The organism is Baekduia sp. Peel2402, assembly GCF_052567285.1.
Genome location: NZ_CP199582.1, coordinates 2,566,331 through 2,578,745, shown reverse-complemented (window position 1 = coordinate 2,578,745; position 12,415 = coordinate 2,566,331). Strand labels below are relative to the sequence as shown.

Below are 12,415 nucleotides of genomic sequence, written 5' to 3'. Positions count from 1 at the left end.
TCCCAGCCATGGCGAACCAGCTGTGGCTGCTGCGGCACGGTGAGGCCGAACCCCACGACGCGAAGCCCGACCCCGAGCGTGAGCTCACCGCGCGCGGCGAGGCCCAGTCGCGCGCGGCCGGGCGCGCGCTGGCGGCGCTCGAGCTGACCTTTCAGGCCGTCTACACGAGCCCGAAGGTGCGGGCGCGCGACACGGCGCTGCTGGCGTGCGAGTCGCTCGGCGAGCACGAGCCGATCGTCACCCCGGTGCTCGCGCAGGACTTCGCGGTCGCCGACGCGCGCGACCTGCTGCTCGGCGTCGAGCCTGACGGTCGGATCCTCGTCGTCGGCCACAACCCGGACTTCGCGCAGGTCGTCTTCGACCTCACCGGCGCGCGCGTGGACTTCAAGAAGGGCGGCGTCGCGGGCGTCCGTTTGGAGGGCACGCGCGGCGAGCTGATCGCGCTGCTGCGCCCGCGCGAGCTGGACCGCATCGCCGGCGTCGCCTGAGTCTCCGAGGAAACACGAGCGGCTCCGATCCAAAACGGGCCGCAAATGCACCGTTTCTTGCCTCAGACCTACCTCAACGGGGCGTTGCGCATTTCGGGGCGCCGCCATACATTCCTGACGCCGGTTCATGCTTGATTCTGCGGACGTCACCCCACTAGACGGACGCGTCGCGCGATCCCGCCGCACCCGTGCGGCGATCGTCGAGGCGCTGGTCGACCTGCTCGAAGAGGGCAACCCCCAGCCCACGATCGAGGAGATCGCGGCACGGGCCGGCGTCGCGCCCCGCACCGTCTTCCAGCACTACGCCGACCGCGAGGCCCTGTTCGCCGCGGTTTCGGCGCATCGCGAGGCCCATCTCGAAGCGCTGATGGGCGCGATCGACACCGACGCGCCGCTGGCCGAGCGCGTTGCCGAGGTCGTCGCGCAGCGGGCCCGCGTGTACGAGTGGATCGCCGCCGTGCGCCGCGGCGCGCTGCTGATGGAGCCGTTCTCAGACGCGGTCCACACGTCGCTGGAGCAGTTCCGGGCGACCAAGCGCGAGGAGCTCGCGCGGGTCTTCGCGGCCGAGCTCGCCGCCCGCCCGGAGCGCGAACGCGCCACGTTGTCCGCCGCATTGGGCGCCGCCGGCTCCTGGTCGGCCTGGGACGCGCTGCGCACCCACCAACGCCTCGATGTCGAGGCCGCCTCGGCCGCGTTGGCGCTCACGCTGATGGCGCTGCTGTCCGACCGCGCGTCCTGACGCGGCACACTGAGGGGCATGTTGGATCGTGCCCGTGTTCGGGCGCCAGAGCTCGCCGGTGACGGCGGCTGGATCGGGGCTCCGGATGGCCTGTCGCTCGCGCAGCTGCGCGGGAAGGTCGTGCTGCTCGACTTCTGGACGCTGGCGTGCGTCAACTGTCAGCGCGTGGTCGAGGAGCTGCGCGGGCTGGAGCGCCGGTTCGCCGACACGCTCGTCGTCGTCGGCGTCCACTCGCCGAAGTTCCCGCACGAGCACGAGCACGCCGCGGTGCGCGACGCGGTCGCCCGGCATCGCATCGAGCACCCGGTCATCGACGACCCGGCGATGACGACCTGGGATGCCTACGCGGTCAAGGCCTGGCCGACGCTCGTCCTGATCGACGCCGAGGGCCGTGTCGCCAAGACGGTCTCCGGCGAGGGCCACGCGGTTGAGCTGGCCGCGGCGATCGAGGCGCTGATTGCCGAGGGCGAGGCGAAGGGGACGCTGCGGCGCGGGCTGCTCGCGCACGACGACATCACCGAGGCGCCGGGTACCGGCGAGCTGGCGTTCCCCGGCAAGGTCGCGCTCGAGGACGGCTCCACCCGCGCGCCGCGCGTCGCGATCGCCGACACCGGCCACGACCGCGTCCTGGTCTGCACGCTGGACGGCGTGGTCGAGCACGAGCTCGACGGCTTCTACCAGCCTCAGGGCGTGCGCTTCGACGGCGTCGGCGAGACCGCGACGCTGCTGGTCTGCGAGACCGGCGCCGATCGCGTCTGGCGCGTCCCGCTCGACGGCCGCCCGCGCGAGCTGATCACCGACGCGCTGAAGTCGCCGTGGGACGTCGTCGTCTGGCACGGCCACGTCGTGATCGCCGAGGCCGGGCGCCACCGGCTGTGGGCGGTCGACCGCGCGGGCGAGCTGCAAGTGCTGGCCGGCACCGGCGCTGAAGGCCTCCATGATGGTCCCGGCCTGGAGGCGGTGCTCGCGCAGCCGTCCGCGCTGGCGATCACCTCCGACGGCGACCTCGCGTTCCTCGACGCCGAGGCCAGCGCGCTGCGCGTCGTGCGCGCCGGGACGTTCGAGGTCCAGACGCTCGCCGGCGCCGGGCTCTTCGCCTGGGGCGACGGCGACGGGGACGGCGTCCGCGCGCGTCTTCAGCACCCGCTCGGGCTGACGCTCGGCCCCAACGGCGAGCTGTACATCGCCGACACCTTCAACGACACGGTCCGCGTCTGGCGCGGCGCGCACCTGTGGACGGTGCCCGTCAACGGCTTCTCCGAGCCCGGCGGCCTGGCCGCGCTGCCTGACGGGCGTCTGCTGGTCGCCGACACCGGCAACCACCGCGTCGTGCGCGTCGACCCGCTGCGCGCGCGGACCAAGGACCTGGAGGTCGGGCGCCCGGCCGGCAGCGACTCCACCGACGACGCGCCCGCCGCGGTCGCCGGGACGATCGTGCAGCCGTCCGGGTCCACGCTTGCCGTGCAGCTCGACCTCGACCCCGGCGAGGACGACCTCGACCCCGCGGGCGGCCCGCCGATCCGGGTGCGCGCGGTCGCCGAGGGCGACGGCCTGCTGCGCGAGCCGACGACGTGGACGGCGAGCACGCTGCCGGTGACCGTCGAGCTTGCGCTCGGCGAAGGCTCCGGCCGCGTGACGCTCGAGCTGCTGGCCGCGACCTGCGGTCCGGACGCCTGCCGCCTGCGCCGCACGCAGCGCGCCTACGACGTGCTGCTCACCTAGGTGAGCTAACTGCGTCACGCGCAGCGCCGCGTGGAGTTTCGGAGGGTGCAGACCGAAACGTTGGTCCCTCCGGAGGAGTCATCCACACGATGCGCAGTCGCGCCGCCACGGCCCTCGCCACGGCCGCCCTGATCGGGGCGGCTGCCCTCGGCGCGCCCGCGGCCACGGCCGCCAACGTCGCGCCCGAGGCCACGCAGTACGTCACGCCGTGGCCGGTCTACGCCCACGACGCCACCTACGACCTCCAGCCCAACACGACGCAGACGTTCCGGCTCGACCTGCCGGAGTTGGATCGGCCGCACACGCTCCTGGTGCCCTGCTGGGGCTTTGAGGTCGTCGGTCCGGGCGTCGACCTCGCGGCCGCCGACCTGCGCGGCTACGGGTGGATCGCCGCCCCGGACGCCGACGAGCGCCTCCTGCATCCCAACCCGAGCGCCGAGCTGCGCGACGGCGGGTGGTACCTGCCCGAGTCCCGCGCGGTGGTCGACCTGCCCATGCTCGGCGCGGGCGCCAACTGCCGCCAGCTCGGCTGGTCGCTGTTCGTCGGGCCCGGCGCGGGGATCGCCAGCGCCGCGGAGGTCCGTCGCGCCCGGCGGACCAAGCGCGTCGTGCCGATCCGCCACCCGCGCCGGTCGGTGCGGGCGCGGCCGGCCAACACCTACAACGACGGCTCGGTCCAGGTGCCGCTGGCCGGGACGCGCTACGCCCGGCACCGGCGCGGCGGGCTGCAGATCGTCGTCCGCGTCGTCACCGGTCCGCTCGCCGGAGCCACCACGATCACGCTGCACGGGCGTGTCCTTGTCACGCGTTAGCGCGCTGCTGGCGGTCGTGGCGCTCGTCGCGCCCACGGCCGCAGCGGCCAAGCAGGCGCCGCCGCCGAAGCGCAAGCTCTGCGTCGACCGCGTCACCGTCCGCGACGCGCCTCACGGCTTCGCGGTCGGCTACCTCTACCGCCCGCAGAAGCTCTCGGTGTACGGCCGGCCGGTCGACCGCTGGGTGTTGATCCGCGCGCGCGACGGGCTGATGGGCTGGGTTCCCGAGAGGGCGCTGTGTCGACGCGCGCGCTGACCGACGAGCGGCTCGTCGCCGCGCTGCGCGCCGGGGAGCCGGGCGCGTATGACGCGATCGACGATCGCTACCGCGCGCCGCTGGTGCGGTTCGCGCGGCGCGTGCTCGGGGCGTCGCGCGCGCAGGTCGCCGAGGACGTCGTCCAGGAGGCCTTGCTGCGCGCCTACCGCGCGCTGCTGCGCGACGACCGGCCGATGGCGCTGCGACCGTGGCTGTACCGGCTGACGCGCAACTGCTGCCTGGACGAGCTGAGCCGCGTACGTACCGACACCGTCGACCTGGCGCTGATCGAGGGCGGCGCCGGTGCGCTGGCGGCGCCCGCGCACCTGGAGCCCGCCGTGGCCGTCGAGGGTCGCGCACGGCTGCGGCAGGTGATCGACGACCTCGCGGTCCTGCCCGAGTCCCAGCGCCACGCCTTGGTGCGGCGCGAGCTGGACGGGATCACGCACGCGCAGCTCGCCCGCGAGCTGGGGATGAGCGAGCCCGCGGCGCGGTCGCTGGTGCACCGCGCGCGCGGCACGCTGGCCAAGATCGAGGGCGGGCGACGCGCTGGCTGCGACGAGGTCCGCGACGAGCTGCTGGCCGCCCACGACGCACGGCGTCGCCCGCAGGCGCGGGCGCTGCGCCACCTCGCGGCCTGCCCGGCCTGCCGCGACTTCCGGACCGCGCTGCGCGCCGAGCGCCGGGCGCTGCGGATGCTCGCGCCCGCGCCGCTGCTGCTGACGGTGCTCGGCGCGGGCGGCGGGCTGTCGCTGAAGCTCGGCGGCGGCGCGGGCGTCTCGAAGGGCGGCGCGCTGACGACGGCGTCGGTCGTGGCGGTGGCCGGCGTGGCGAGCATGGTCGGCGCCCAGGAGGTCTTCGGGCCCGGCGACCCGGCGCCGGTCGCGCTGTCGAGCCCTGCGCTCCCGGCGCACGGGATCGACAAGGGCGTCGCGCTGCCGCGCGGCACGTCGGTCGTCCGGCGCGCGGTGACGATCCGGGCGGGCGCACAGCGCGTGCCGCGGACGGTCCGGCTGACGTGCCCGGCCGGGCTGGCGGTCGCCGACCTGCTGCCGCCATCGGGCGCGCGGCTGAACGTCAGCTACGCGCCGGGCACGGTCATGGGCGTGGCCGACACCGCGGCGGTGCGGCTGGCGCTCAGCGGTCCGGCACCCGTGCACGATCGCAAGGCCATCGTGTCGATCCTGTGCAAGCGGCCCGACGCGACCGGGTCGTTACGCTGGTCGGCTGCTGCGCAGGGCCCTTGATCGGACGGTCTACCCTGAGGGACAGCGATGCCCGAGCTGCCAGAGGTCGAGATCACCGCCCGTCGCCTGAGCGCCGCGCTTGAGGGCGCGACGATCGAGTCGACGATGGCACCGGGGATCAACGCGCTGAAGACGTTCGACCCGCCGCTGCACGCGCTCGACGCCCGCCAGATCGAGGGGCTGCGGCGGATCGGCAAGCACCTGGTGATCGACATCAGCGGCGAGTTGAAGGTCTTGGTCCACCTGATGAGCGCGGGCCGCCTGCAGTTGTACGACAAGCGCGCGTCGCTGCGGGACCGCACGTCGCGGCTGCTGATCCGGATCGACGACGGGCGCGAGCTGCGCCTGCGCGAGTTCGGGACCAAGCAGCGCGCGTGGGTGAAGGTGCTGACTCCGGAGGGCTTGGCGAACGACGACGCGGTCGCGTCGCTGGGGCCCGAGGCGTGGCCGGATCCGCCGGAGGACCTCGCGGCGCTGCTCAAGCCCGTGGGCGCCCGGCCGCTGCAGGCCGCGCTGCGCGACCAGCACGTGATCACCGGCATCGGGCGCTCGTGGGTCGACGAGATCCTGTGGACGGCGAAGCTGTCGCCGTTCAAGCGGGCCAACGAGCTGGACGCCGACGAGGCGGGCGCGCTGCGCTCCGCCATCGTCGAGCGCCTCGGCGGGGCGATCGACCACTATGAGAACGTCGTCACGCTCCCGATCCCGGACAAGCTCCCGCTGCCGCTCGAAGTGCACCGCCATCACGGCGAGCCGTGCCCGCGCTGCGGCACGACGATCGAGGCGGTGCACTACGAGGACTACGTGCTCTGCTACTGCCCCGAGGAGCAGACCGGCGGTCGCGTGCTGAAGGACCGCCGGCTGTCGCGGTTGTTGAAGTAGTCGAGTTGTCGTCCTAGTTGCACTCCTCCAGGTGGTCGCCGACGATCGTGGCCGACGTCGTGATCGCCTCGCGCCATGTCCCGGTCGCGCGCATGTCGACCTGACCCAGGGTGTAGGTGTCGCAGCCGATCGGCTCGTCGAGCTGCAGGGCGACCGCGATCCGCGCGCCCGATCCGCCGGCCAGCCACGCGTCGCCGTTCTTGACCGTGCACGTCCCGGCCTCCGTGCCCGCCCAGTAGGGCTTGGTCAGGCAGCTCTTGACGTGCAGGTAGTCGAACGAGATCGCCGCGGCGTCCATCGTCGGGCACGTGCTGCCCCACGTGCTGTTGGGCATCACGTACACCCAGGCGATCGTCGGGTCCTCGGGGTCCGGCGCGACGTAGTTCCAGCAGCCGGTCGACGGGTAGACGGCCTCGTCCTCGGAGGCGTCCTGGGCGCCGGTGCAGCCCGGGTCGGGGCCGCTGTCGGCGACGCCGGCGACGTCGATCTGGCCGTCGTAGTCGTTGTCGATCCCGTCCGCGCACTCCGGCGCGCCGAGCGGCGGCGCGGGCGTGGTGCAGGCGGCGACCTTGTCGGTGATCACCGCGTCGCGCTCCCAGGCGGTGCCGTCGCCGGCGTAGGCGACGACGACCGCGCGGGCGCCGCAGAGGTCGGCGGCGGCAACGCCGTTGAGGTGCCACTCGTCGCCGTTGCGGATGCCGCCCGCGACGTCGTTGGCGCAGACGTCGTCCTTCGTCGAGGACGCGCCGTTGCCGTGGCCGTCGTCCCAGCCGGGGTTGTTGCAGCCGGTGACCTTGGACGGCACGTCGACCAGGCCTCGGGTCATGGCCTTGGGGCAGCCCGCGCCGGTGCGCGAGTCGACGCGGACGGCGAAGCCGACGCGGCTGCCCTGCGTCACGGCGCCGTCGGTGCACGCGGCGGGCAGGGGCTTCTCGGAGTCCTCGGTGGTGTCGGTCGGGCTCGAGCAGCCGGGGTCGAAGAGGGGCGCGCCCTTGCCGAGCGCGTCGACCTGGCCGTCGCCGTCGTCGTCCTTGCCGTTGGCGCACGCGGGCGCGCCGTCGCCGGGGCTGGGCGGCGGCGTGATGCCGCCGGGCGGCACGGGCGGCGCGGGCGCGGGCGGCGCCGGCGCCTTGGACGTGGCGCCCACGACGCCGCTGGGCAGCGGGACCGACGGCGCCTGCTTGGCGGCGGCCGGGTTGAGCCCGAGCAGCCCGAGCAGCGCGCGGCCCTTGGCGTCGACGTCGCTGCCGCACAGGCGCGCGGCGAGGACCTTGCCGAGCGTCTTCAGGTCGGAAGCGGTGGGTGCGCCGGTGCCGCGGCGCAGCGTGCGTCCGAGGGTCGCGGCGACGCTGGAACACGCGGGGGCGACGGCGGTCGTCAGCGCGCTGGTGGGCGCGGTGGCCAGGACGGCGCCGCCCGTCGTCGCGGTGCCGAGCTTGGCGGCCGTCGCCTTCGCGGACGGTTTGGCGGCCTTCTTCGGACGCACGACGGCGACCAGCGCGAGCTTCTTGCCGCCGGCCGACACGACGCCGCCGGTGATCGCGACGCCCTTGGGGACGCCGGCCTTGCCGACCTTCAGCGTGCCGGTGACGGGGGCCGCGGTGATCGCGACCTCGCCCGCGGCAGGCGACGGCAGCTTCAGCGTCGCGGCGCCGGCGGCCGGGGAGAGCGCCAGCGCACCCGCGCAGGCCAGGCCCGCGCAGGCGATTCGGGAAGAGAGGGGAGAGGGCATTGCCCGAGTCTGCGCGCGGACGCGCTTGCGGGCATCAGGGGTTCCCCTGGTCAGCTGGCGAAGGGCGGGTAGCCCTCCATGCCGCGCAGGGGCGTGAGGTCCTCGTCGTCGGCCGCCCACTTCGCCACCCGCTCGGGGTCGGCGTCGTAGGCGCGGCGCAGCTCGGCCAGCGCGTCGTCCAGGCGGCCGTCGCGGGCCAGGAAGCACGCCAGGCTGTAGTGGATCGACGGGTTGCCCTCGTGCTCGGGCAGCGCCTCGCGCACGGTCTCCACGGCACCCGCGAAGTCCCCGCGCGCCGCCGGGCCCTGGGCCGCGAAGTAGAACTCCCACGGCGAGACCGCGTACGCCGCGCCCGCCTCGCCGCCGACCGCCAGGACGGTCGTGCCGTCCTCCAACGCGGTCGCGACCCGCTTGGCTTCGGGCTCAGGCAGGAAGATCAGCGTCCCCTGCGGCGCGTCGACGTCCTCGCCGTCGATCGTGAACCGCGCGTGGCCGCGCAGCACGACGTACAGCTCCTCGTGGCCGCCGGTGCCCGACGAGGAGACCTCGTCGTGCTCCTCGACGACGGTCTGCCCGGCGTCGGCGACGTAGGCGTTGGTGCCGAACGCCTGGATGCCGAGCGTGCGGCGGACGGGCTTCCAGCGAAAGTCCTCGCCGGCGACCGGGATCTCCTCGATCGCGTCGACGGACGTGGTGCGAAATCGGGGGCTCACGGGCCTATCATGAACGTCATGGGCAAGATCCATCCCGGCACGGAGGCACCTGACTTCGAGCTGCCGGACCAGAACGGCGAGCCCGTGCGGCTCTCCAGCTTCCGCGGCCAGAAGGTCGTGTTGTACTTCTACCCGAAGGCCAACACGCCCGGCTGCACGACGCAGGCCTGCGGCATCCGCGACCACCAGACGGACTTCACGACCGCCGGCGCCGTCGTCCTCGGCGTCTCCCCGGATCCCGTCAAGGCCGTCAAGAAGTTCTCGGAGAAGCAGCACCTCAACTTCGAGCTGCTCGCCGACGAGGACCACGGCGTTTGCGAGGCCTACGGCGTCTGGGTCGAGAAGTCGATGTACGGCAAGACGTACTGGGGCGCCAAGCGCGCGACCTTCGTGATCGACGAGGACGGCGTCGTCCGGGCAGCCTTCAAGGCCAACCCCGAGACCCACGACGCCGACGTCCTCAACATCCTCTCCGAGCTCAACACCGCGGCCTAACGGCTACCGCGCGGTCCTCGCGCGGCCGGGTGCGCGCCCGCTGGCGCTCGCCTGTGGGTTGGGGTGGCTGTCGTTTGCCGGCTACGGGCTGGCGATCGTGCTCGCCGTGCGCGCGGCGACGGGCTCGTTCGCGCTAGCCGGCGGAGCGGTCGCGGCGTTCTCGGCGGGCTCATCGCTGCCGGCGCCGCTGCGCGGGCGGACGGTCGACCGGCACGGGACGCGGGCCGTCGGCGCGTTCGCGGTGCTCCACGGCGCCGCGATGGCCGCGCTGGTGCTCGGCTGCGCGCTGGGCTGGGCGGGCGGCGCGCTGATCGTCATCGCCGCCGTCGCCGGGGCGTTCGTCCCGCCGCTGATCGCCTCGGCGCGGGCGGTCTGGCCGCGCGTCGCCGGGCCGCAGCTGACCCGGATCGCCCACGCGCTCAACGCGGCGCTCGGCGACGCCGGGATGGTCGCCGGCCCGGCGCTCGTCGGCGGCGTGGCCGCGTTGGCCTCGCCGACCGCGGCGCTCGCGCTGGTGCTCGTCGGCGCTGCCGGCGGCGCCGCGCTGCTCACGCGCGTGCCGGATCCCGCCGTGGCGAACGCCGCCGCGCTCGCCCCGCCATCGCGCCGCGGGCTGCTCCCCGCCCAGAGCCCCGGGCTGCGCGCGCTGCTTGGCGCCGAGCTGCTGCTCGGCGTCACCTTCGGCGCGCTCGACGTCGCGGCGCCGGTCGTCGCCCATGATGCGGGCACGGCCGCGCTGGGCGCGTTGCCGCTGGCGGTCTTCGCGCTCGGGTCGGTCGCGGCCTCGCTGTGGTCGGGCGCGCGCGCCGCCGCGCTGGCGCCGATGCGCCGCTACCGCCTCGGTTGCGCGGTCGTCGCCTGCGCGGTCGTCCCGACCCCGTTCGCGCCCCAGCTCGCCGTGCTCACCGCGCTGCTCGCCCTCGCGGGCGCCGGCTACGGCCTGCTCAACGTCGCCGTCTTCGAGCTGCTGGAGGAGGTCGTCCCGTCCACGCGCGCGGTCGAGGCCTTCACGTGGCTGACGACCAGCGCCGGTGCCGGGATGGCCGCGGGCGCCGCAACCGCCGGCGGCCTCGCCGACGGAGGTCCCTCCGGCCCACTGACCGCGGTGGCCGTCGCCGCGATCCTCGCGGCCCTCGTCGCGTGGCGACCTGGCACGATGTCGCCCATGTCCCGGCGCGACGAGCTCGAAGCCCTCAGCTCCCAGGAGCTGCACGACCGCGCGGTCTCCCGCGCCAAGAAGCACCTCGACGTTAAGTTCCTCTGGAACCTGATGCAGATGGTGCCCGCCGCCGAGGCCGCGGCCGGCGAGCCCGAGCAGGCCGATTACGACATCGCCCACTGGTCCGGCCAGGTCGCCGACACGTTCCGCGAGGACGACGGCAAGCTGTCTGACGCGCTGCGCCCGGTCTACCTGGACTACCTGGTCAAGCACGAAGACGGCTGACCTTAAGAAAACCGGCGCGTCTGCCGAACACGGGGGCATGACGACGCAGGTGGCCGAGCGGTATCGACTCGTTACGCGCTCCGACTTTGACGGGCTGGTGTGCGCTGCGCTCCTCAAGGAGTTGGGCATCCTCGACGACATCCTGTTCGTCCATCCCAAGGACATGCAGGACGGCAAGGTCGAGCTCAACGACCGCGACATCACCACCAACCTGCCCTACGTCCCGGGCGTGCACCTGAGCTTCGACCACCACGACTCCGAGGTCGTGCGCGTCGAGGACTCGCCCGAGAACCACGTGATCGTCGCCGGCGCCAAGTCCGCCGCGCGCGTCGTCTACAACTACTTCGGCGGCGCCGAGACCTTCAAGCTCGTCGGCGAGGACATCATGAGCGCGGTCGACAAGGCCGACGCCGCGGACTTCACCCGCGAGGACATCCTCGAGCCGCAGGGCTGGGACTACATCTCGTTCCTGATGGACCCGCGCACCGGCCTCGGCCGCTTCCGCGAGTTCCGCATCAGCAACTACCAGTTGATGATGCAGTTGATCGACGACATCACGACGAAGTCGATCGAGGAGATCCTCGAGACCCCGGACGTCGCCGAGCGCGTCGAGCTCTACCGCGAGCACGCCGACGCCGCGATCGACCAGCTCGGCCGCTGTGCCACCCAGCACGGCAACGTGGTCGTCCTCGACCTTCGCGATGAGGACCCGATCTACGCCACCAACCGCTTCACGATCTACGCGCTGTTCCCCGAGTGCAACGTCTCGATCCACGTGCTCTGGGGCCTGCGCCAGCAGAACACGGTCTTCGCGGTCGGCAAGTCGATCCTCGACCGCTCCGCGCAGACCGACGTCGGCGACCTGATGCTCCAGTACGGCGGCGGCGGCCACTCGGCGGCCGGCACCTGCCAGGTGGCCAACGAGGACGCCGAGCGCGTCCAAGCCGAGCTGCTGCGCAAGATCAACGCCGACGGCTGAGGCCCGCGGCACCGGGTAGGTTCCCGGGCGGATGTCCGTCCGCCCGCCCCGCCACGGTGACGTCGATCGGCTGGCGCTCGCGCTAGCTCGCGCGTTCCACGACGATCCGGTAACGCGCTGGGTCTACGCGTCGGACCGGCGGCGGCCGCACTGGTCGCAGCGGTTCTTCGCCTGGCAGCTCGGGCGCCTGATGCCCCAGGACGTCTCGTGGACGACCGACGACGGTGCGGGCGGCGCCGCGCTCTGGGCCTTGCCCGGTCGCTGGCGCGAGGACGCGGGCGACACGCTGCGCCTCCTGCGCCTCACGTTGCCCGGCGTCCTGCCGCGCCTGCCGCGCGTCCTGCGCGGCCTCGGCCAGGTCGAGCTGCGCCATCCGCACGACCAGCACCTCTACCTCGCGGTCCTCGGCGTCGACCCCGACCGCCAGGGCCAAGGCGTCGGCTCTCAGCTGATCCGACCTGGCCTGGACCTCTGCGACCGCGAGCGCCTGCCCGCCTACCTGGAGACCGGCAAGGAGGCCAACCTGTCGTTCTACGGCCGCCACGGCTTCCAGGTCGTCGACCGGGTCGAGCTCCCCAAGGGTCCGCCGGTCTGGTTCCTCTGGCGCGAGCCGGCCTAGGCGGCTGACGGCGGCGCGATCGTCGGATCGTGCTCGAGGCTCACCTCGAGCGCCCTCTCCTCGTCGTCGGCGAGGTGGTAGTAGACCGTGACGGACAGGTCGTCGTAGTCGTCGTGGTACTCGTTGCGGAACGTGAGGTCGTCGACGCGGACGTCGAGGTTGGCCTCGATGATGTCGGCGAGTCGCCGCAGGAGGCTCGGGACGTGCCAGAAGCCGGGCCCGTGCGGGTTGCTCAGGGAGAAGTGGTGGGTCGTGTAGTGGGCGAGGTCGGTGTCCATGGCGGCCAA

Annotated in this window: 14 protein-coding genes; 11 read left to right on the top strand and 3 right to left on the bottom strand. The window is 73.7% G+C overall.

What is annotated here, in order from left to right:
• Window positions 1-8: 8 nt before the first annotated feature.
• From ACT01A_RS12630 to ACT01A_RS12600, 7 genes are all read left to right on the top strand, one after another.
• On the top strand, window positions 9-488 hold the full coding sequence (locus ACT01A_RS12630) for a SixA phosphatase family protein (protein ID WP_445152611.1): 480 nt from the start codon (window positions 9-11) through the stop codon (window positions 486-488).
• A 127-nt stretch (window positions 489-615) separates the two neighbouring features.
• Entirely contained in the window at window positions 616-1,227 is a 612-nt protein-coding gene (locus tag ACT01A_RS12625; protein WP_445152610.1) for a TetR/AcrR family transcriptional regulator, read from the top strand.
• An 18-nt stretch (window positions 1,228-1,245) separates the two neighbouring features.
• Window positions 1,246-2,949, top strand: coding sequence for a thioredoxin-like domain-containing protein (locus tag ACT01A_RS12620; protein ID WP_445152609.1), 1,704 nt, complete (start codon window positions 1,246-1,248; stop codon window positions 2,947-2,949).
• 89 nt (window positions 2,950-3,038) lie between these two features.
• Window positions 3,039-3,761, top strand: a complete 723-nt coding sequence (locus ACT01A_RS12615) for a hypothetical protein (RefSeq protein ID WP_445152608.1) — start codon at window positions 3,039-3,041, stop codon at window positions 3,759-3,761.
• On the top strand, window positions 3,742-4,017 hold the full coding sequence (locus tag ACT01A_RS12610) for an SH3 domain-containing protein (protein ID WP_445152607.1): 276 nt from the start codon (window positions 3,742-3,744) through the stop codon (window positions 4,015-4,017). The genes ACT01A_RS12615 and ACT01A_RS12610 overlap by 20 nt, the downstream gene beginning before the upstream one ends.
• Window positions 3,999-5,264, top strand: coding sequence for an RNA polymerase sigma factor (locus ACT01A_RS12605; protein ID WP_445152606.1), 1,266 nt, complete (start codon window positions 3,999-4,001; stop codon window positions 5,262-5,264). The genes ACT01A_RS12610 and ACT01A_RS12605 overlap by 19 nt, the downstream gene beginning before the upstream one ends.
• Window positions 5,265-5,291: 27 nt before the next feature.
• The gene (locus tag ACT01A_RS12600) at window positions 5,292-6,146 is read left to right on the top strand and encodes a DNA-formamidopyrimidine glycosylase family protein (protein WP_445152605.1); all 855 of its coding nucleotides are present in this window, start codon (window positions 5,292-5,294) and stop codon (window positions 6,144-6,146) included.
• 13 nt (window positions 6,147-6,159) lie between these two features.
• Here ACT01A_RS12600 and ACT01A_RS12595 read toward each other — a convergent pair whose 3' ends face one another.
• Window positions 6,160-7,878, bottom strand: coding sequence for a hypothetical protein (locus tag ACT01A_RS12595; protein WP_445152604.1), 1,719 nt, complete (start codon window positions 7,876-7,878; stop codon window positions 6,160-6,162).
• Window positions 7,879-7,928: 50 nt separating this feature from the next.
• Window positions 7,929-8,591, bottom strand: coding sequence for a TPR end-of-group domain-containing protein (locus ACT01A_RS12590; RefSeq protein WP_445152603.1), 663 nt, complete (start codon window positions 8,589-8,591; stop codon window positions 7,929-7,931).
• 18 nt (window positions 8,592-8,609) lie between these two features.
• Between ACT01A_RS12590 and bcp the strand changes: the two genes are divergently transcribed.
• The 4 genes from bcp to ACT01A_RS12570 are packed head-to-tail and all read left to right on the top strand — an operon-like array spanning window position 8,610 to window position 12,128.
• Window positions 8,610-9,086, top strand: coding sequence for a thioredoxin-dependent thiol peroxidase (gene bcp / locus ACT01A_RS12585; RefSeq protein WP_445152602.1), 477 nt, complete (start codon window positions 8,610-8,612; stop codon window positions 9,084-9,086).
• Between the two features lie 58 nt (window positions 9,087-9,144).
• Window positions 9,145-10,530 carry an MFS transporter gene (locus ACT01A_RS12580; RefSeq protein ID WP_445152601.1) on the top strand — a complete coding sequence of 462 codons (1,386 nt, stop codon included), beginning with the start codon at window positions 9,145-9,147 and terminating at the stop codon, window positions 10,528-10,530.
• 37 nt (window positions 10,531-10,567) lie between these two features.
• Window positions 10,568-11,509, top strand: coding sequence for an exopolyphosphatase (locus tag ACT01A_RS12575; RefSeq protein ID WP_445152600.1), 942 nt, complete (start codon window positions 10,568-10,570; stop codon window positions 11,507-11,509).
• A 31-nt stretch (window positions 11,510-11,540) separates the two neighbouring features.
• The gene (locus ACT01A_RS12570) at window positions 11,541-12,128 is read left to right on the top strand and encodes a GNAT family N-acetyltransferase (RefSeq protein ID WP_445152599.1); all 588 of its coding nucleotides are present in this window, start codon (window positions 11,541-11,543) and stop codon (window positions 12,126-12,128) included.
• Here the strand turns inward: ACT01A_RS12570 and ACT01A_RS12565 are convergent.
• Complete coding sequence (locus ACT01A_RS12565) at window positions 12,125-12,406, bottom strand: hypothetical protein (protein ID WP_445152598.1); 282 nt, start codon at window positions 12,404-12,406, stop codon at window positions 12,125-12,127. The genes ACT01A_RS12570 and ACT01A_RS12565 overlap by 4 nt on opposite strands.
• Between the last annotated feature and the right edge of the window lie 9 nt (window positions 12,407-12,415).

Coding starts and splice junctions, on each gene's coding strand:
- bcp (WP_445152602.1), top strand. CDS start 8,610: ATGGGCAAGATCCATCCCGGCACGGAGGCACCTGACTTCGAGCTGCCG.
- ACT01A_RS12575 (WP_445152600.1), top strand. CDS start 10,568: ATGACGACGCAGGTGGCCGAGCGGTATCGACTCGTTACGCGCTCCGAC.
- ACT01A_RS12595 (WP_445152604.1), bottom strand. CDS start 7,878: ATGCCCTCTCCCCTCTCTTCCCGAATCGCCTGCGCGGGCCTGGCCTGC.
- ACT01A_RS12615 (WP_445152608.1), top strand. CDS start 3,039: ATGCGCAGTCGCGCCGCCACGGCCCTCGCCACGGCCGCCCTGATCGGG.
- ACT01A_RS12600 (WP_445152605.1), top strand. CDS start 5,292: ATGCCCGAGCTGCCAGAGGTCGAGATCACCGCCCGTCGCCTGAGCGCC.
- ACT01A_RS12620 (WP_445152609.1), top strand. CDS start 1,246: ATGTTGGATCGTGCCCGTGTTCGGGCGCCAGAGCTCGCCGGTGACGGC.
- ACT01A_RS12630 (WP_445152611.1), top strand. CDS start 9: ATGGCGAACCAGCTGTGGCTGCTGCGGCACGGTGAGGCCGAACCCCAC.
- ACT01A_RS12625 (WP_445152610.1), top strand. CDS start 616: ATGCTTGATTCTGCGGACGTCACCCCACTAGACGGACGCGTCGCGCGA.
- ACT01A_RS12570 (WP_445152599.1), top strand. CDS start 11,541: ATGTCCGTCCGCCCGCCCCGCCACGGTGACGTCGATCGGCTGGCGCTC.
- ACT01A_RS12565 (WP_445152598.1), bottom strand. CDS start 12,406: ATGGACACCGACCTCGCCCACTACACGACCCACCACTTCTCCCTGAGC.